The sequence below is a fragment of the Methylomagnum sp. genome, from assembly GCF_054333355.1.
The window spans coordinates 1-19,228 of the sequence record NZ_JBTEKS010000039.1; the positions used below are offsets into that span (position 1 = coordinate 1).

At 60.9% G+C, this 19,228-nt stretch carries 18 protein-coding genes; 10 read left to right on the top strand and 8 right to left on the bottom strand.

What is annotated here, in order from left to right:
• From guaA to ACXWUF_RS05220, 7 genes are all read right to left on the bottom strand, one after another.
• Positions 1 to 1,158 (bottom strand): glutamine-hydrolyzing GMP synthase (gene guaA, locus ACXWUF_RS05190; protein WP_458493601.1); only part of this gene is annotated, 1,158 nt, incomplete at its 3' end.
• A gap of 169 nt (positions 1,159 to 1,327) precedes the next feature.
• Positions 1,328 to 1,684 carry a hypothetical protein gene (locus ACXWUF_RS05195; RefSeq protein ID WP_458493602.1) on the bottom strand — a complete coding sequence of 119 codons (357 nt, stop codon included), beginning with the start codon at positions 1,682 to 1,684 and terminating at the stop codon, positions 1,328 to 1,330.
• Positions 1,685 to 1,800: 116 nt separating this feature from the next.
• Positions 1,801 to 2,289 (bottom strand): clan AA aspartic protease, encoded by a 489-nt coding sequence (locus ACXWUF_RS05200; protein ID WP_458493603.1) that lies wholly within the window; start codon positions 2,287 to 2,289, stop codon positions 1,801 to 1,803.
• A 28-nt stretch (positions 2,290 to 2,317) separates the two neighbouring features.
• Positions 2,318 to 2,779 (bottom strand): Uma2 family endonuclease, encoded by a 462-nt coding sequence (locus ACXWUF_RS05205; protein ID WP_458493604.1) that lies wholly within the window; start codon positions 2,777 to 2,779, stop codon positions 2,318 to 2,320.
• Between the two features lie 104 nt (positions 2,780 to 2,883).
• Entirely contained in the window at positions 2,884 to 4,347 is a 1,464-nt protein-coding gene (gene guaB, locus ACXWUF_RS05210) for an IMP dehydrogenase (protein ID WP_458493605.1), read from the bottom strand.
• Between the two features lie 237 nt (positions 4,348 to 4,584).
• Positions 4,585 to 4,740 carry a hypothetical protein gene (locus tag ACXWUF_RS05215; RefSeq protein WP_458493606.1) on the bottom strand — a complete coding sequence of 52 codons (156 nt, stop codon included), beginning with the start codon at positions 4,738 to 4,740 and terminating at the stop codon, positions 4,585 to 4,587.
• Positions 4,737 to 4,991, bottom strand: a complete 255-nt coding sequence (locus tag ACXWUF_RS05220) for a hypothetical protein (RefSeq protein ID WP_458493607.1) — start codon at positions 4,989 to 4,991, stop codon at positions 4,737 to 4,739. The genes ACXWUF_RS05215 and ACXWUF_RS05220 overlap by 4 nt, the downstream gene beginning before the upstream one ends.
• Before the next feature lie 194 nt (positions 4,992 to 5,185).
• On the opposite strand from ACXWUF_RS05220, the gene ACXWUF_RS05225 reads away from it, so the two are divergent.
• The 8 genes from ACXWUF_RS05225 (at position 5,186) to ACXWUF_RS05260 (ending at position 15,933) form a co-directional block, all read left to right on the top strand.
• Positions 5,186 to 5,716 (top strand): hypothetical protein, encoded by a 531-nt coding sequence (locus ACXWUF_RS05225; protein WP_458493608.1) that lies wholly within the window; start codon positions 5,186 to 5,188, stop codon positions 5,714 to 5,716.
• Positions 5,700 to 6,065 carry a hypothetical protein gene (locus ACXWUF_RS05230; protein ID WP_458493609.1) on the top strand — a complete coding sequence of 122 codons (366 nt, stop codon included), beginning with the start codon at positions 5,700 to 5,702 and terminating at the stop codon, positions 6,063 to 6,065. Before ACXWUF_RS05225 ends, ACXWUF_RS05230 begins: the two co-directional genes overlap by 17 nt.
• Before the next feature lie 18 nt (positions 6,066 to 6,083).
• Positions 6,084 to 6,407: a hypothetical protein gene (locus ACXWUF_RS05235; RefSeq protein ID WP_458493610.1), complete on the top strand. Its 324-nt coding sequence runs from the start codon at positions 6,084 to 6,086 to the stop codon at positions 6,405 to 6,407.
• 83 nt (positions 6,408 to 6,490) lie between these two features.
• Positions 6,491 to 9,094, top strand: a complete 2,604-nt coding sequence (gene leuS, locus ACXWUF_RS05240; RefSeq protein ID WP_458493611.1) for a leucine--tRNA ligase — start codon at positions 6,491 to 6,493, stop codon at positions 9,092 to 9,094.
• 14 nt (positions 9,095 to 9,108) lie between these two features.
• Positions 9,109 to 9,630 carry an LPS-assembly lipoprotein LptE gene (locus ACXWUF_RS05245; RefSeq protein WP_458493612.1) on the top strand — a complete coding sequence of 174 codons (522 nt, stop codon included), beginning with the start codon at positions 9,109 to 9,111 and terminating at the stop codon, positions 9,628 to 9,630.
• Positions 9,627 to 10,658 carry a DNA polymerase III subunit delta gene (gene holA / locus ACXWUF_RS05250; RefSeq protein ID WP_458493613.1) on the top strand — a complete coding sequence of 344 codons (1,032 nt, stop codon included), beginning with the start codon at positions 9,627 to 9,629 and terminating at the stop codon, positions 10,656 to 10,658. The genes ACXWUF_RS05245 and holA overlap by 4 nt, the downstream gene beginning before the upstream one ends.
• A 536-nt stretch (positions 10,659 to 11,194) precedes the next feature.
• Positions 11,195 to 14,596 carry a PAS domain S-box protein gene (locus tag ACXWUF_RS05255; RefSeq protein ID WP_458493614.1) on the top strand — a complete coding sequence of 1,134 codons (3,402 nt, stop codon included), beginning with the start codon at positions 11,195 to 11,197 and terminating at the stop codon, positions 14,594 to 14,596.
• 74 nt (positions 14,597 to 14,670) lie between these two features.
• Entirely contained in the window at positions 14,671 to 15,933 is a 1,263-nt protein-coding gene (locus tag ACXWUF_RS05260) for a glutamate-5-semialdehyde dehydrogenase (RefSeq protein ID WP_458493615.1), read from the top strand.
• A gap of 433 nt (positions 15,934 to 16,366) precedes the next feature.
• Here ACXWUF_RS05260 and ACXWUF_RS05265 read toward each other — a convergent pair whose 3' ends face one another.
• Positions 16,367 to 16,771 carry a c-type cytochrome gene (locus ACXWUF_RS05265; protein WP_458493616.1) on the bottom strand — a complete coding sequence of 135 codons (405 nt, stop codon included), beginning with the start codon at positions 16,769 to 16,771 and terminating at the stop codon, positions 16,367 to 16,369.
• A 202-nt stretch (positions 16,772 to 16,973) separates the two neighbouring features.
• Between ACXWUF_RS05265 and ACXWUF_RS05270 the strand changes: the two genes are divergently transcribed.
• Positions 16,974 to 18,365 (top strand): MFS transporter, encoded by a 1,392-nt coding sequence (locus ACXWUF_RS05270; protein ID WP_458493617.1) that lies wholly within the window; start codon positions 16,974 to 16,976, stop codon positions 18,363 to 18,365.
• Positions 18,366 to 18,577: 212 nt separating this feature from the next.
• Positions 18,578 to 19,105 carry a single-stranded DNA-binding protein gene (locus ACXWUF_RS05275; protein WP_458493618.1) on the top strand — a complete coding sequence of 176 codons (528 nt, stop codon included), beginning with the start codon at positions 18,578 to 18,580 and terminating at the stop codon, positions 19,103 to 19,105.
• Positions 19,106 to 19,228: the final 123 nt, after the last annotated feature.

A 19,228-nucleotide genomic window follows, 5' to 3' on the forward strand; every position in this document is an offset into this window, starting at 1 on the left:
CATCTGCCGCACCTCGTCCTTGAACAGTTCCCGCAGCGGCTCCACCAGCTTGAGCTTCATGTGTTCCGGCAGCCCGCCCACGTTGTGGTGGGATTTGATGACGTGGGCCTTGCCGGTCTTGGAACCCGCCGATTCGATCACGTCCGGGTAAATCGTGCCCTGCGCCAGCCAGCGGGCGTCGGCGATTTTGCCAGCCTCCTCGTCGAAGATGTCCACGAACAGCCGTCCGATGATCTTGCGCTTTTGCTCGGGATCGGCCACGCCTGCCAGCGCCGTCAAATACCGCGCCTCCGCGTTGACCCGGATGACCTTGACGCCCATGTGTTGGGCGAAAGTGTTCATCACCTGGTCGCCCTCGTGCAGCCGCAGCAGGCCGGTATCCACGAACACGCAGGTCAATTGGTCGCCGATGGCCTTGTGCAGCAACGCCGCCACCACCGACGAATCCACGCCGCCGGACAGGCCCAGAATCACTTGGTCTTGGCCGACCTTGGCGCGGACGGTTTCCACGCTGTCGTCGATGATGTTGCGGGTGGTCCACAGCGCGTCGCAGCCGCAGATTTCCTGGACGAAGCGTTCCAGGATGCGCTTGCCCTGCCGGGTGTGGGTGACTTCCGGGTGGAATTGCAGGGCGTAGAAGCGGCGCTCCTCGTCGGCCATGCCGGCGATGGGGGCGCTGTCGGTGGAGGCCATCAGTTTGAAGCCGGGCGGCAGTGCGGTCACTTGGTCGCCGTGGCTCATCCACACGTCGAGCAGGCCGCAGCCTTCCGGGGTGGTGTGGTCTTCGATGTCGAGCAGCAATTTGGAATGGCCCCGCGCCCGCACTTGGGCGTAGCCGAATTCGCGGTGGGCAGAGGATTCGACCTTGCCGCCGAGTTGTTCGGCCATGGTTTGCATCCCGTAGCGGATACCGAGGACCGGCACGCCCAGTTCGAACACCAGCCCCGGTGCCCGTGGCGTGTCGGCGGCGGTGACGGTTTCCGGGCCGCCGGATAGCACGATGCCTTGCGGGGCGTAGTCGCGGATATAGGTTTCGGCGCAGTCGTAGGGGTGGATTTCGCAATAAATCCCAATCTCGCGGACGCGGCGGGCGATGAGTTGGGTGTATTGGGAGCCGAAATCGAGGATTAGGATTTTTTGGGAGTGGATGTTTTGCATGGGGTATTCGGGATTCAAATATTGCAAGTTGGGTATGCGCTTGATGTCGATGTGTTAGATTGTCGGGCTTCAATAAGTATTGATGCTGTCGTCTAATGTAAATAAATGCCCAACCTAAGAAATTGACGTTCAGCGCTCATTCCCACTGCAACTCGATTGCTTGATTGAATTATTGATTGTTGATTATTACTGTAGGAGAAGTGCCAGGAATCATCGGCTTAATATTTGGGCGTTTATAGTCTTTATCAGTTTTGTCAACGCATTCAAAATTGACGATTGCCTGCGCTCCGGCACCTATAGGGGCTGTTTGGGTGCTTTGAGTCACTTGATACTTTCCTAGCTTGGAGCAATATTCAGTGGCAAGTTGTATGGCGTTAGCAATCGCGCCACCGCCGCCTGGGTCTATAGTAAATAGAGTTGAATGTGCCCGTGCCATGAAACTGTCTGGGCCTGTTTGCACTACACCCGATGTAGTACAGCCGGACAATAGCCCAACACTTATAAAAATTACGAAAAGTAGTTTCATTACTATCCTAACTAAAGGGGTTTTGCTCGTTCCCACGCGCCGCGCTGTGGTTAAGAATCTCGGCCCACAGCGCGGGCGGAAGGCATTCCCACGGTGTCCGTGGGAACGAGCGGGATTTATGGCAAAGCATCATTTGGTTCAGGCGGTACATCAGGCACAGCGGCTAAAAACCGTTCAAATCCCTCACGACTTCCCAATGCCGCTTCCCGCCGTAAGAAATCCAAACCCTTCGCCACCGACCCTGCAATATTCGGATTCTCAGGGTTCACAATCACCGCCTGCCGAGCCGGGGAAAGCAAGACATCCATATCCTCCATCGGCACCGCCCCCAACAAAACCTCGTCGCCCAAGACCAACGCCCCGGTAAAACAGCCACGATTCTCAAACTTCACTTCCACCGGTCCTACATAAGCGCACAAATGCCGATTGCCATCCGCCGTGGTGACTTCCCGCTTATAAAGCTCGGCCAACTGCAATTGGATGGCGATATGTTCGGGAATGCATAAATGCAAAGCCCCGGTATCGGCCAGGGCTTTCACATTCATGGGTTTAATATCTCGGCTTTTCGGATTGGATAATTGAATCTCGGCGGTGATAAAGCCCATGGCTTTTCTCTCGGCTAGCCCCTAAAAATCAAATGTTCTGCGGAGCGGCAGGTATCAAATTGCTCTGCATCAACGGCGTATTCCCCGGCCCAAAAAAAGAAACCCGCCCCCCGGTATCGACAATCCAAACCTCCTGCGCCCCCACCTCAAAATACAGCGGCATTTTCTCACGCATTTCCTGCCAGCTATTGGAAGGCGACATCACCTCAATGCAGATTTCCGGCGCTTCGGTCACATAACCTGTATCCATGATATGACGGGCATGATATTCCGCGCTGGCTAAAGTTGCGTCTGGTGCTTTAACACCGTCCGAAGTCACTATGCCCAATTCACTGCCTCTTTTCCATTCCGGGGCAATGCGCACGAATAACCCGATTAACTCGCCAACATGGTTGCTGTGTCCGTAATTCACCGGCGTCATAATGATTTGCCCCCGTGCGTTGGTTTCCCAGGGAAATGGTAAGTCCAGCTTTTCGATGGCTTTCAGCATTTGGGGATTCATACTAAAACCTCTTTCATAGACGGAAGTATTTCGTGGGAGCGGTTTTCATCCGGTCGCGGTTGGAAACCGCTCCCACGAAGACGGGCTATTAATCAATCCAACGAATAATTCGGCGCTTCCTTGGTGATCGTCACATCATGCACATGGCTTTCGCGAATCCCGGCGGAGGTGATGCGGACGAAACTGGCCTTGGTGCGCATTTCTTCAATGGTGCTGCACCCGGTATAGCCCATGGCCGAGCGCACGCCGCCCGCCAATTGATGCAGTATGGCAATCAGGCTGCCCTTGTACGGCACGCGGCCCTCGATACCTTCCGGCACCAGCTTCTCCGCCTCGGTGCTGTCCTGGAAATAGCGGTCGCTAGAACCCTGCTGCTGCGCCATGGCACCCAGCGAACCCATGCCGCGATAGGATTTGTAGGAGCGGCCTTGGAAAAGCTCGACCTCGCCGGGGGCTTCCTCGGTGCCCGCGAACAAACCGCCCATCATCACCGCGTAGGCGCCCGCCGCCAGCGCCTTCGCCACATCGCCGGAAAACCGGATGCCGCCGTCGGCGATGAGTGGCACGCCCGTGCCTTGCAGGGCGTCGGCCACATTGGCGACGGCGGTGATTTGCGGCACGCCCACGCCGGCGACGATCCGGGTGGTACATATAGAACCCGGCCCAATCCCGACCTTCACCGCGTCCGCGCCCGCCTCGACCAGCGCCCGCGCCGCTTCGCCGGTGGCGATGTTGCCGCCGATGACTTGGACCTGCGGAAAATTCTTCTTCACCCAGCGCACCCGGTCCAACACGCCCTGGGAATGGCCGTGGGCGGTGTCCACCACAATGACATCCACGCCCGCCGCGACCAGCACCTCGACCCGTTCCTCGGTGCCCGCGCCCGTGCCCACCGCCGCGCCGACCCGCAGCCGCTCCTGCTCGTCCTTGCAGGCTTGAGGGTAGTCCCGCGACTTCTGGATGTCCTTCACCGTAATCATGCCGCGCAACTGGAATTGGCTGTTGACCACCAGCACTTTCTCGATGCGGTGCTTGTGCAGCAGGCGGATGACTTCCTCCTTGCTGGCACCTTCCTGCACGGTGATGAGCTTTTCCTTCGGCGTCATGACCTTGGTGACGGGTTCGTCGTAGCGGGTTTCAAACCGGAGGTCGCGGCTGGTGACGATGCCGACCAGTTCGCCGCGATCCACCACTGGCACGCCGGAAATGTGCTTGGCGCGGGTCAGGGCCAGCACGTCGCGGATGGTGGCGTGCGGGGAGACGGTGATGGGTTCCTTGATGACGCCGCTTTCGTATTTCTTGACGCTGTGGACTTCGTAAGCCTGGCGCTCGGCGGACATGTTCTTGTGGATGATGCCGATGCCGCCTTCTTGGGCGATGGTGATGGCCAGGCGCGATTCCGTCACCGTGTCCATGGCGGCGGAGAGGATCGGGATGTTGAGGCTGATGGTCCGCGTGAGCTGGGTTTTCAGGCTGACTTCGCGCGGCAGGACGGTGGAATGTGCCGGAATGAGGAGGACATCGTCGAAGGTGAGGGCTTCTTGTACGACACGCATTTGGGGGCTCCCGCCAACTGGAAAAATCGGACGAATATATTGGAATCGACACCTCTAAGCAAGGTTGGCGGGTCTTGTCAATGGCGGATTGCGGGGTGTTTATTGCTTGCCGTAGGCGCCGTCGTGGTCGGGATGAATCGCCAGAAATCGGATGTAATTTCCATCCCGCAAGGCAACGGCCCGGCATTGGCGGGAAATCCGCAAGCTATAACTGCCGGGATCGCTCTTGACGGCTTCCTAGCGTAAGCCACGGTCCCGGTAGACCTGATCCCAGGTCATCGACATCAGCTTGCCGAAGGTTTTCACGGTTTGGCGGAGGTCGTCTGATTCCAGACGGACAAAGTCCGCCAAAAACACCGGGTTGTTGATGTCCAGCAAGACCTTTTGACTCATAGCCGATCCTGAACCCGCGTCAGCAATTCATTCAAATCGGTTTCGGCGGGCGGGTTTTCCTCGCACCAGCGCTTGGCCCGGCGTAATTTTTCCTGCATCTCCGGCGTGTGCAGCCACGCCTCGGATTCGGGAATGGCGTCGGCGGGGACTAAGACGAGCGTGCCGTCGCTCTGCTCGGTGACATCGAAGGAGCGGCCCGCGTATTTGTGGCCTAGCGCAAGCTGGCCGTCGGTTCCGGCGGTTTTGAGCATGGAATTTGCCTCGTGCGGTTAGGTGGTGAAGGGAGGATAGCATTCCCGGACTGTGCGGGTAGGGCTTGCGCGCGTTTTTCGAGCGCTACCGAAATAGCTGGAAAGCGTTTGTTGGCAGACTCGTAAACAACCCATTTATTTCGCCCGCCATTTTGAGTATTCTCCGTTCGCGATTCGCGAATGAAGAACAAGCCATGATTTTGAAACCCCAAGACCTGCTGATCCTACTCAAGCTCGTGGCCCTGGATGGGGCCAATTGGAGCTATGCCGCGCTGGCGGTGGATTTGGGCATGAGCCCTTCGGAAGTCCACGCAGGGGTGAAAAGACTGCTAGCCGCCCGTTTGGCGACCGAGCGGGAAGGTGCCGTCGTCCCGGCGGTCGCGGCGCTCAACGAATTCATCGCGCACGGCGTGCCCTACGTGTTCGTGCCGGATCGCGGCGAACTGACCCGTGGAACGCCGACCGCCCACGCGGCCCCGCCGTTGCGGGAGATGCTTGCTGAATCCGGCGAGCCGCCGCCCGTGTGGCCGGACCCGCTGGGCGAGGCGCGGGGCATGATTTTCTCGCCGCTATATCCCTCCGCACCCAAAGCGGCCCGCACCGACCCAAAGCTCTATGAGCTACTCGCCCTGGTGGATGCCGTGCGGGGCGGACGGGCGCGGGAGCGAGCGATGGCATTGAAGATTCTGGATGAGCGGTTCAAAAATTATGGCGCTCCACACTAATCCCAATCTCGAAATCTTGCGGTTGGCCGTGCATCGGCTGGGGGGATTGGCGGAGCGCATGGTGTTTCTTGGCGGCTGCGCGACCGGGCTGCTATTGACCGATCCCGCCGCTCCCGCGCCCCGACCGACCCAAGATGTGGATGTCATCACGGAGGTGTTGTCGCTGGCCGATTATTACCGGCTGGCGGACCATCTCCGCGAAGCGGGATTCTACGAGGATCAAACCGAGGGAGCGCCGGTGTGCCGTTGGCGTTCGGCGGGTGTCATTCTGGATGTCATGCCGACCGAGCCGCACATTCTAGGTTTCGGCAACCGCTGGTACGCGCCCGCATTGAGGGCATCGGAGTAGGTCGATTTGGGGTCGGGAATGCGCATCCGCGTGGTGACAGCGCCCTATTTCCTGGCAACCAAGCTGGAAGCCTTCGACGGGCGCGGCGGGGGAGATTTCCTGCTCAGCCACGACATTGAGGATTGCGTGGCATTGATTGACGGGCGCCCGGAATGGGTGGATGACGTTCAGCGGGCAGACGAAACCGTGCGGGTCTATCTGGCGGAGCGCTTCGGGATATTGTTGCGAAATGCCGCGTTTCTGGATGCCTTGCCCGGACATCTACCGCCCGATGCCGCCAGCCAAGCCCGCCTGCCAATGCTCACCGAGCGAATCCGGGCCATTGCCGATTCCCGCGCCTGATATTCAATGGACCGAGCGATTGCCCCCATCCCAACCGCTCTAGTATCCTTGCCCGTTTCTTTCCCGCCACCGAATCCGCACGTATGGACGATATTTACAAGCCTTCCGACCTCGAAGAAGCCACCCAGCGCCTCTGGGAAGAGCAGGGCGTGTTCCGCGCCGTCGAAGACCCTTCAAAAGAAAAATACTACTGCCTGTCCATGTTCCCCTATCCCAGCGGGCGGCTGCACATGGGCCATGTGCGGAACTACACCATCGGCGACGTGATGTCCCGCTACCAGCGGATGCACGGGAAGAACGTGCTGCAACCCATGGGCTGGGACGCCTTCGGCCTGCCCGCCGAGAACGCCGCCATGGCGAAGGGCGTGCCACCGGGGGATTGGACCTACGACAACATCGAATACATGAAGGACCAGCTCAAGCGGCTGGGCTTCGGCTACGACTGGCACCGGGAAGTCGCCACCTGTCGCCCGGACTATTACCGCTGGGAGCAATGGTTCTTCCTGCGCCTGCTGGAAAAAGGGCTGGTCTATAAGAAAACCTCGCCGGTCAACTGGTGCCCCCACGACGCCACCGTCCTCGCCAATGAACAGGTCATTGAGGGCTGCTGCTGGCGTTGCGACACGCCCGTGGTCCGCAAGGAAATCTCCCAGTGGTTCATGAAGATCACCGCCTACGCCGACGAATTGCTTTCCGAACTGGACGGCATGACCGGCTGGCCCGAACAAGTCCGCACCATGCAGGCCAACTGGATCGGCAAGAGCTACGGTGTGCGCTTCGCCTTCCCGTATACGCTGGACGGCCAGGATGAACTGCTGTGGGTCTACACCACCCGCGCCGACACCATCATGGGCGTCACCTTCTGCGCCGTGGCCCCGGAACATCCGCTGGCGACTTACGCCGCGAAGGACAACCCCGACCTCGCCGCCTTCATCCAGGAATGCGCCCAAAGCGGCACCGCCGAAGCCGACATGGCGACCATGGAAAAGAAGGGGATGCCCACCGGCATTGCCGTGACTCATCCGCTGACCGGCGAGCGGGTGCCGGTGTGGGTCGGCAACTACGTGTTGATGAGCTACGGCGAAGGCGCGGTGATGGCGGTCCCGGCCCACGACGAGCGGGATTTCCATTTCGCCCACAAATACGGCCTGTCCATCAACCAGGTGATTGAGTTGAAGAACGGCGAGCATGTGTTCACGGCGGAGTTCTGGCAGGACTGGTACGCCGACAAGGCCGCTGGCGTGTGCGTCAATTCCGGCAAGTACGACGGCCTGGACTATAACGCCGCCGTGGACGCCATCGCCGCCGACCTCCAAGCGAAAGGCTTGGGCGAAAAGCAGGTGAATTTCCGGCTGCGCGACTGGGGCGTGTCCCGCCAGCGCTATTGGGGCTGCCCGGTGCCGGTCATCTACTGCGATGACTGCGGCACGGTGCCGGTCCCGGACGACCAGCTTCCGGTCGAACTGCCCAAGGATGTGGAGATTACCGGCGTCGGTTCGCCGCTGGCCCGGCTGGAATCCTTCGTCCACGTCGATTGCCCGAAGTGCGGCAAGCCCGCCCGCCGGGAAACCGACACCTTCGACACCTTCATGGAATCGTCCTGGTACTTCGCCCGCTACGCCTGTGCCGACAACGCCACGGCCATGCTGGATGAGCGGGCCAATTACTGGCTGCCGGTGGACCAGTACATCGGCGGCATCGAACACGCCATCCTGCACCTCTTGTATTCCCGCTTCTATCACAAGCTGCTGCGCGATGCGGGGCTGGTGAAGTGTGATGAGCCGTTCGCCAACCTGTTAACCCAGGGCATGGTGGTGGCGCCGACCTTCTTCCGCGAAGACGGCGGCAAAAAGGCGTACATCGGCCCCACCGAAGTGGACGTGACCACCGACGACAAGGGCCGCATCACCGGCGCCACGCTCAAGGCGGACGGCGGGCTGGTGAACGTGGGCGGAACCGAGAAAATGTCGAAGTCCAAGAACAACGGCGTGGACCCGGAACACTTGGTCAGCCGCTATGGGGCCGACACGGTGCGCTTGTTCACCATGTTCGCCGCGCCGCCGGAGCAATCGCTGGAATGGTCCGACTCGGGCGTGGAAGGCGGTTTCCGTTTCCTGCGCCGCTTATGGAAACAGGTGGCGACCCACGTCAACGAAGGTCCGGTTCCGGCTTTGGACACGAACGCGCTGAACGACGGCCAGAAAGCCATCCGCCGCCAAGTCCACGAAACCTTGCGGAAAGTGACCGACGACATGGGCCGCCGCTTCACCTTCAACACGGCCATCGCCGCCAATATGGAATTGCTCAACGCCCTCGCCAAGTTCGACGACGCGAGCGGGCAGGGTAGGGCGGTGCGCCAGGAAGCCTTGGAATTGGTGACGCTGATGCTGTCGCCCATCGTGCCGCATATTTCCGAGCATCTGTGGCGGGCGTTAGGCCACGACGGGATTGTGGCGGTGACGCCGTGGCCGGAGGCGGACGAATCCGCCCTGGTCCAAGACAGCCTGGAGTACGTGGTGCAGGTCAACGGCAAGCTGCGCGGGAAGATCACCGTGGCGGTGGACGCGCCCAGCGACGCGATCCAAGCCGCCGCCCTGGCCGACGAGAACGTCCTGCGCTTCACCGAGGGCAAGCCGCCGAGGAAGGTCATCGTGGTGCCGAAGAAGCTGGTCAACATCGTGGTGTGAAGATGCCCGGACGATTGCTTTTCAGATTCGCCGCTTTAGGGCTGGCCGTCGTGTCGATGGCCGGGTGTGGTTTTCATTTGCGTGGAGAAATGCCCGGTTCGGCGGAATCGAAGACCTTGTATCTGAGCGGCCTCAGTACCCGGAACTCGTTCTACGGCGACCTTGCCCAAGTCCTGAGCTATTCCGGTGGTAGTCTAGCGACCGCCCCCGCCAAGGCCGGAGCGGTGGTGAACGTGACCCTGGCCCGCCACGAGCGCCGCGCCCTCACCTTGAGCGGTCAGGGCCGCGCCAACACCTTCGACCTGACGTTCCGGGTCATTTACGATGTCCGCTCGCCCAAGGGCGAAATCCTGGTGCCGATGCAGGAAATGGAAGTCCGCCGCGATTACTTCAACGACCAGGCTTCGCCGCTCGGCCAAGGCGAGGAAGAAGCCTTGATGCGCCAAGAAATGGAAAAGGAAGCCGCCCAAACCCTGTTGCGCCGGATCGTCTACACCCTCAACCGTAGCCCCAAGCTGTCGGACCAAAAGTCGTGAAGGTCTACGCCGAACAACTGGGCGAGCAACTTAAGCGCCGCCTGGTGCCGGTGTACCTATTGAGCGGCGACGAACCCCTGCAACTCACCGAAGCCGCCGACGCCGTCCGACTGGCCGCCAAGGCCGCTGGCTACACCAATCGCGAGTTGTTCTACGTGGACGCGGGCTTCGAGTGGAGCCTGCTGCGGGAAGCCTGCGATTCGTTCTCGCTGTTCGGCGAGCCCCGCCTCCTTGACCTGCGCCTGCCCGCCAAGCCCGACAAAACCGGCGGCGCGGCCCTGCTCCGCTACACCGAGCGCCCGCCCGACGACGCCATCCTCGTCATCACCACGCCCAAGCTGACCTCCACCGACCAGAAAGCTAAGTGGTTCCAGGCCGTGGAAAAGCTTGGCGTGTTCGTCCAAGTCTGGCCGCTGGAAGGCGAGAAGCTGCTGCGCTGGCTGGACCGCCGCTTGAATTCCAAGGGGCTTTTGGCCGACCAAACCGGGCTGCGCCTGCTGGCGGGGCGGGTCGAGGGCAATCTTCTGGCGGCGTCCCAGGAAATCGAGAAGCTGCACATCCTGTACGGCACAGGTCGGTTGAGCGATGAGCAAATCCTCAAGGCCGTGGCCGACAGCGCCCGCTACGATGTGTTCGGCTTGGCCGAGGAGGTCTTGCGCGGCCATCCCGGCAAGGCCTATCGGATGCTGATGGGCCTCAAGGCGGAAGGCGTCGCCGCGCCGGTGGCCCTGTGGGCGCTGACCCGCGAAATCCGGCTGGTGGCCACGCTGAAGGCCGAGATGGCGGCGGGGGTTTCCCAGGAATCGGCGTTCGGCAAGCACCGCATTTGGGATAGCCGCAAGCCCACGCTGGAAGCTGCCTTGCGCCGCTTGAACCGCGATCATATTCACCACGCGCTGCGGTTGTCGGCCAAGGCTGATCGGATCATCAAGGGCATGGAAACGGGCGAGGCTTGGGATGCGTTGCTGGGGGTTTGTATGAGTTTGACGGGAAAGGCGGGGTTGGATGGGTCTCAATCGTTCCGATAGTCATAGGAAATGCTGATCGAATTCGATCCCGATAAAGCCGCCCGAAATCGCCTCGTACACGATGGAATAAGGCTTCGACGAAGCGCGGGATGTGTTGCTAGATCCCGCGCTCTAACATGGGAAGGCATGGACGCGAAGAGCAGCGGTTGTGTCCCTGGGAATGGGGGCACGGAACCGTACAAGCGGAAGCGGCCAGGGATAAAGCGCCGGTCGCCCTCTGTCTTGATGCGGATATTGTGGCCGCGCTACACGCACAGGCTGACGCGGGAGGGAAAAACTGGCGAACTTAATCACCCGAACTTTGCGTGCTGAATATTGCGTCCAAGGCGGCTTAATCGGTTAAACGGAGCGTGTGAGAGCTAGAGATAAGATTCGTAACACCCGTTAACTTAAGGGTCTTGCAACAAAACTGTCCTCTCTTTAAAGCACCCATCCTGTAGGCCAAGGCGGAAAGGACTGACAACCGGAAGGATGGCATAAGGAATCGATGGCCGTGAATTAATCTTATGTATTGCAAAGTGTTACCAATAGACGTGTTGCGTATTAAACACCTACTTTTGAACGGGTACATCATCGCACTGCTGGTGACTGGCATTACCCTGGATGTCTTACTGTCTCTGCAGCCGACCTTTGAAGGATCGCCTCCACTGCTTCTTTTTTCAGTGGCGGTCATGCTGGCCGCCTGGCGCGGCGGATTCGGAGCCGGTTTTCTGGCAACGGTATTGAGCGCAGTGGCGAGCGCGTACTTTTTATTGGAACCATACCACTCCGTTTTCATCGCCGATCCCAGGGAAAGGCTGCGGGTAGGACTCCTGGTGGCGGTAGGGGCAAGCCTCAGCCTGGTAATCGCGGTTTTGCGCAAGGCGGAACTGCGATCCTGGCGGGTCGAATTGGAACGCGAGGCCACGGAACGGCGCCTGGGCGAGAGTGAGCAGCGCTACCGGGAACTGTTTGAAAACAGCTCGGATGCCATTTTTTTGATCGACGTCACCGCGGATGGTCGATTCAGGTTCGCCGAGCTGAATCCGGCCGATGAAAGGCTGATGGGACTCAGCAGCACCGACGTGGCCGGCCGGTTCATCGAGGAGGTGGTGCCCGAAACCATGCTCGCGCGGGTCAACGCCAATTTCCGCCGTTGCGTGGCGGGGGGTGCGCCCATCGCTTTCGAAGAGACGCTCGAATTTCCGCCGGGAAGCCGCCATCTCGACACCACCCTGATTCCGGTGCGCAACGTCGCCAGCGAGATTTACCGGATCGTCGGCATAGTTCACGACATCACGGAACGCAAGCGGATCGAAGAACTGCTGCGGAAGCAGGTGGCGCTGGAAGAGCGATTGGCGAAAATCGCCGCCAATGCGCCGGGGGTGATGTGTAACTTTCAAATGCGACCGGACGGGAGCACCTGCATTCCTTATGCGGCGCCGGGCATCGTCGATCTTTATTGTCTCGATCCCGACGAAATGGCGGAGGATGCCTCGATTATTCTGCCGCTCATTCATCCCGACGATGTCGAACGGGTAAACAGGTCCATCGCCGAATCGGCGCGTACCTTATCGCCCTGGCGCGATGAATATCGGGTCAGGCACCCCATAAAAGGCGAAATCTGGATCGAAGGCCGTTCCACCCCGCAGGCCGACACCGACGGCGGCATCACCTGGCATGGATTCCTTCACGATGTGACCGAGCGCAAACGCGCCCAGGAGCAACTCGCGCTGGTCAGCTTCGCCTTGAACCACGTACAGGAAGCCGCTTACCTGATCGACGAACAGGCGCGCTTTTGTTATGTCAACGACGGAGCCTGCCGAGTCTTGGGCTACAGCCGCAACGAATTGCTGCCCCTCAGCGTGCCCGATGTCGGTTCCGGTTGGTCCATGGACCATTGGACCCAACATTGGCGCGATCTCAAGGCGCATGGCTCGCTTACTTTCGAAGCCGACCATCGGGCTAAAGACGGGCATATCTTTCCGGTGGAAATCAACGCCAACTATTTCGAGTACGAGGGGCGCGGCTACAATCTGGGACTGGCGAGAGACATCACCGAGCGCAAACAAGCGGAAAAAGTGCTCCTGCATTACGCCGCCATCGTCGAATCGTCGGATGACGCCATCATCGGGAAGACGGCGGACGGGATCCTGACCAGTTGGAACCGAGGCGCGGAACGGGTGTTCGGCTACCGCAGCGAGGAAGCGATAGGCAAGTCCATCACCTTCCTGATTCCCGACGACCGCGTTGGCGAGGAGCGGATGATCCTCGACAAGATTACCCACGGCCTGTCGATCGAGCACTACGAGACCGTCCGTCGGCGCAAGGACGGCAAACTGATCGATGTTTCCGTCACCATTTCGCCGTTGCGCGATGCCGAGGGAAAAATCGTCGGCGCCTCCAAGATCGCCCGCGACATCACCGAAAACAAGCGCCTTCAAGCTGCGCTCCAGGAACACGAACGCAAATTGGAGGAAGCCCAGCGCGTCGCCCATGTCGGCTATTGGGACCGCGACTATCACACCGGCCAGGTCACCATTTCGGAGGAATCCCGCCGGATATTCGGACTGCCGCCCGGGGAGCGCGTTTTCAATGTGGCGGAGTGGCACGCGCTATGGCTCGAACTCGTTCATCTGGATGATCGTCCAAGGGTTTCCCAAATAATCTCCAATGCCATGCGGGGCGGGGTCCGCTACGACGTGGAATACCGCCTGGTCCAACCCGGCGGCGAGGTGCTGTTCGTCCATAGCGTGGGGGATACCACGCGAGACGAGTCAGGACGGCTACTCCGTCTGTTCGGCATGATCCATGACATCACCGAGCGCAAGCGGGCCGAGGCACGGATATTGGAAAGCGAGGCGCGGTTCCGTCAGATGGCCGATGAGGCGCCGGTCATGATCTGGTTGGCGGACGAAAGCAAGATGTGCAGTTACTTTAATCGGCCTTGGCTCGAATTTACCGGTCGGACGCTTGAACAGGAGCTGGGCGTGGGGTGGGCCGAAGGTATACATACCGAAGACAGGGACCGTTGCCTCTCGACTTACACGACCGCCTTCGAAGCGCGCCAAGCTTTCGAGATGGAGTACCGTCTGCGTCGTCACGACGGCGAGTACCGCTGGATTCTGGACCGCGGAATACCTCGTTACGCGGCGGACGCCAAATTTCTCGGCTATATCGGGTCATGCATCGACATCAATGATCGCAAGCATTTGGAGGCGGCATTGCATGAGGCGGACCAGCGCAAGAACGAATTTCTCGCCATGCTCAGCCATGAACTGCGGAATCCTCTGGCCCCCATCCGGAATGCCGTGTACCTGATGCGCAAGCTGGAGATGCCCGATCCCAAGCTGCACTGGGCGCGCGATGTGGTAGATCGTCAGGTAACCCATCTGACGCGGCTCGTGGACGATCTCCTGGACGTGTCCCGGATTGTCCAGGGCAAGCTGACGTTGCGGACAGCCCCGATCGACATCGTTACCGTCATCGATCAGGCCATTGAGGTCAGCCGGCCATTCATCGAAGCCCGGCGCCATACCCTCGCGATCTCCATGCCGCACGAACCCATGCGAGTGGAGGGGGATGGCGTCCGATTGATTCAAGTCATCTCGAACCTGCTCGACAACGCCGCCAAGTACACGCCGGAGGGAGGCCGCATCTGGCTGGATTTGGCGTGTCGGAACGGGGAAGCCGTGCTTTCGATCCGGGACACGGGGGAAGGTATTTCCAGCGCGTTGCTGCCGTACGTCTTCGAGGTATTCACGCAGGGCGAGCGTCCCCTGGATCGCACCCAAGGGGGTCTTGGGCTGGGCCTGACCATCGTGCAGAACATCGTGGTTCTACACGGCGGGCGAATCGAGGTACGGAGCGAAGGCCCCGGCCAAGGCAGTGAGTTTGTCGTGCGATTACCGGTTCTTGAACCGGAGCCTAAGCTGGTCCAGGGCATTGCTGGCCGTTAATGCCACCGGATGATTTTAATTTCGATACTACGGCGGATTTTCACCAAAACCCCTTAGCTTTCTATGCCTTAACCATGACAGAAACCCTGCAACCCTATATCCGCACCATCGGCCAAAACGCCCGCGCCGCCGCCCGCCTGATGGGCCGGGCCGAAACCGCCGCCAAGAATCAAGCCCTCCTCGCCATCGCCGACGCGCTGGAAGCCGGGGCCGACACCCTCATCGCCGAGAACCAGAAAGACCTGGACGCCGGGCGGCAGCGTGGCCTCGACAGCGCCATGCTGGAACGGCTCGACATCAACGAGAAGCGCGTCAAGGCCATGGCCGATGGACTCCGCGAAGTGGCCGCGCTGCCCGATCCGGTGGGCGAAATCACCGGGCTGACCTACCGCCCGTCCGGCATCCAGGTCGGGCGGATGCGGGTGCCGCTGGGCGTCATCGGCATCATTTACGAGTCGCGCCCCAACGTCACCGCCGACGCCGCCGCGCTGTGCCTGAAATCCGGCAACGCCTGCATCCTGCGCGGTGGCTCGGAAGCCATCCATTCCAACAAAGCCATCGCCGCCTGCATCCGCGCCGGGCTGGCAACGGCGGGCCTCCCGGCGGACGCGGTGCAATTGATCGAGACCACCGACCGCGCCGCCGTGGGCGAAATGCTGCGCCTTACGGACTGCATCGACGTGATCGTGCCCCGTGGCGGCAAGGGACTCATCCAGCGGATCATGGAGGAATCACGCATCCCCATCATCAAGCACCTGGACGGCATCTGCCACGTCTACATCGACGACCATTGCGACATGGATAAGGCCATCAAGATTGCGATGAATGCCAAGACTCATCGTTATGGCGTCTGCAACGCGATGGAAACCCTGCTGATGAACGCCCGCGTCGCGCCCATCCTGCTGCCGGAACTGGCGCGGCTGTACCGGGAAAAGGGTGTGGAATTGCGCGGCTGCCCGAAGACCTGCGCCATCGTCCCCGATTGCATCCCGGCGACGGAAGAAGATTGGGATACCGAATATCTGGCGCCGATCCTGTCCATCCGCGTCGTGGCGGACTTGGACGAGGCCATGGACCACATCCACCGCCACAGTTCCCAGCACACCGAGTCCATCGTCACCGAGGACTACACCCGCGCCCGGCGCTTCCTGCGGGAGGTGGATTCCAGTTCGGTGATGGTCAACGCCTCCACCCGCTTCGCCGACGGCTTCGAATACGGCCTGGGCGCGGAGATCGGCATTTCCACCGACAAGCTGCACGCCCGTGGGCCGGTGGGGCTGGAAGGGCTGACCACGCAGAAGTTTGTGGTCTTGGGCGATGGTCATATTCGGGCATAACACAGCGGAATAAAGCGGCATGACGAACGGGATAGAGGGTTAGCTTAAGGGGTTGACCTGTCCGGCTTGCGGGAAAATGTGCTGTCTTTGTCCAGCGCAGAATGCTCGGCGTGTGGTTCTCTGATTGCGAGGCAGCTTCCATCGAAGGTTTTGCTTTTGGCTCTTATCGTGTTCTGAGGTCATGGCAAAAAGGAGCTTTTGCCCGCCATGCGCCGACTCCCCCACCTGCCTGACGAAGGGAAATGCCACGAGGAACTGGGGCGGATGCGCTGGCGGTGCGAGACGCGCTGTCCGGGCCGCGCCTTTCGGGCGTCGTGGAATGCGACGGGGCGTGCCTCGCCATGAGCCGAGGAAATTTGGCGGCATTGAACCCAAAAAGCCCCCGGCCCTCCCAAGAAAGCCGGGGGCTTTAAACATCCACCGCCGCAACGATTTACTTCATCTCCTGCAATTCCCCCGCCGGAATGGCCCCATCGGAGCGGCCTTTCAAATAGGCATACAACCCGTCGATATTGTCCATCACCGCCTTGTTGTTCTTGTGGGCGGGCATCGCGGCCTTGCCTTCCGTGACGATCTGGACGAAATCCTCCTTCGACTTGGTTTTCAGCGCGGTCAACAGGTTGGGAAAGGCGGCGCTGCCTTCGGCGGTCTGGCCGTGGCAGGTTTCGCAGCGCTGGCGCTTGTAGGTTTGGTAGCCCTTGTAGGTGGCGGAATCGACCTGATTGCCTTCCACCTTGTAGGGCGTTTCGGCCCGTAGCGTCGGGACCGAAGCCAGCAGGCAAGCGGCGGCGAAAGCGGAAATCAGCGGGCGGCGAATCATCCTGGCGCGAGTGGTCATTGGAACCTCCTGTTCATGGTTAAGTGCCCGAATCATGGCACGGACGCAGGGGGGCGGCAATGAATCCGAACTGCTTCTTTCGCAGGAGGAAACACCCGAAGGGCTTAGCCTGCCCCAACGGCAAGCCGCTGAAATTCAAGCCCATGAACGAACCTGTTACCATAAACCCCCTATCGCCCGCCCTGACAAGGAGCAAATTGCCGTGAAACCGGCCTTGGAAATCGACGCCCCCATGACCCCTGCGGAACTCCGCGCCAGCCTGTCCCTCGCCGCCATTTATATGCTGCGGATGCTGGGGATGTTCCTGATTTTGCCGGTGTTCGCCGTGTTTGCGCGGGACTTGCCGGACGCCACGCCCACCCTGGTGGGACTCGCCATCAGCGCCTATGGCCTGACTCAGGCGGTGTTCCAGATTCCCTTCGGCCTCTGGTCCGACCGCTACGGGCGGAAGCCCCTCATCGCCGCCGGGCTGGCGCTGTTCGTGCTGGGCAGCGTGGTGGCGGCGCTGTCCGATTCCATCTACGGCATCATCGCCGGGCGTGCCCTGCAAGGCGCGGGCGCGGTGGCGGCGGTGGTCATGGCCCTGGCCGCCGACCTGACCCGCGAGGAACACCGCACCAAGGCCATGGCCCTGATCGGCATCAGCATCGGCCTGTCGTTCGCCGTGTCCATGGTGGCGGGTCCGGTCCTGTCCAACTGGATGGGGCTGAAAGGGCTGTTCTGGGTCATCACCGGGCTGGCGCTGCTGGCCATCGTGGTGCTGTTCACCGTGGTCCCCACGCCCGCCGTCAGCCGCTTCCACCGCGACACCCAGGCCCGCGCCGGGGCGTTCTCCACGGTGTTGAGCGACCCCGAACTGCGGCGGCTGGATTTGGGCATCTTCTGCCTGCACCTGATTTTGACCGCCACCTTCGTGGTGCTGCCCTTGGTGATGCGGGATTCGCTGGACATGCCCGCCGCCGACCATTGGCACATCTACCTGCCGGTGTTCTTCCTGGCCATGTGCAGCATGGTGCCGTTCGTGATTTTGGCGGAGAAGAAGCGCAAGATGAAAGCCGTGTTCGTCGCGTTCATCGGCTTGGTGGCGGCGTCCGACTTGGGCTTCATGTGGCTGGGGGATAGCTTCTGGGCGGTGTTCGCGCTGCTGTATGTGTTCTTCACCGGCTTCAACCTGCTGGAAGCCACCCTGCCGTCCATGGTCTCGAAGATCGCCCCGCCCGACCTCAAGGGCACGGCCATGGGCATTTATTCCACTTCGCAATTCTTGGGCGCTTTCGCCGGGGGCGCGGGCGGCGGCTGGATTTACGGGCACTTCGGCACCGCTGCGGTGTTCCTGTATTGCGCCGTCGCGGCCCTGTTGTGGCTGGCCGTGGCCTTCGGGATGAAGCCGCCGCGCCATGTCAGCAGCCTGCTCGTCAATGTCGGCGAGCTGAGCCGCGAAGAGGCGTCGGGGCTGTCCGGGCGGCTGCTGCAAATCCCCGGCGTGGCCGAAGCCGTGGTGCTGGCCGAGGATGGCGTGGCCTATCTCAAGGTGGACAAGGAGAAGCTGGACCGTCTGGCCCTGACGGCGGCCTTCCAGGAGGCCGGAACGTGAAAACGGTCGGTTCACGTAACCCACCATCTCAATCGACACGGTGGGCTACGGCGCACGGCAAGTTCAACATCAATCGCGGGACTCGCCAAAGGTGCGCCTAACCCACCCTACGAATACCGGGCTTTCGCACACGCTCTGAGCCGGGCGGCGTTGCCTGAACCCTAGCCCGGTGCGACAATCAAAATAATCAAAGACTTGAACTGGAGAAAAACATGTCCAAAGGCACGATCAACAAGGTGATCCTGATCGGCAATCTCGGCGCCGACCCCGACTTCCGGCAGGCGCCCGGCGGGGCGGTGGTCGCCAACCTCAACATTGCCACCACCAATACCTGGAAGGACCAAACGGGGCAGTTCCAAGATCACACCGAATGGCACCGGGTGGCGGTGTTCGGACGCACCGCCGAAGTCGCCCGCGATTACTTGCGGAAAGGCAGCAAGGTGTACATCGAAGGGAGCCTCCGCACCCGCAAGTGGCAGGACAAGACCACCGGACAGGACCGCTACAGCACTGAGATTTTCGTCAACGAAATGCAGATGCTGGACCGCATGGGCGGTGGCGGGCAGGGCGGTTATTCCGATTATGGGAACTCCGGCGGTTCGCGGGATCGTTCTTCCGGCGGCTATGCTCCGCCGCCCCCGCCGCCCGGCCCCGCCCGCCAAGCGCCGGAACCCAACTATCCACCGAGCAGCGCACCGGGCGGCGGCATGGATGATTTCGACGACGATATTCCCTTCTAAGATCGGCTCCGGCCAATTGCCGCCCCCAAGCCCGCGATTCAGCGGGCTTTTTCATTCCGCTCTTCCCACAAAGCCAAAACCTTACTTGATTAGTAAGAATCTTCAGTAGGGTGGGCATGGGTA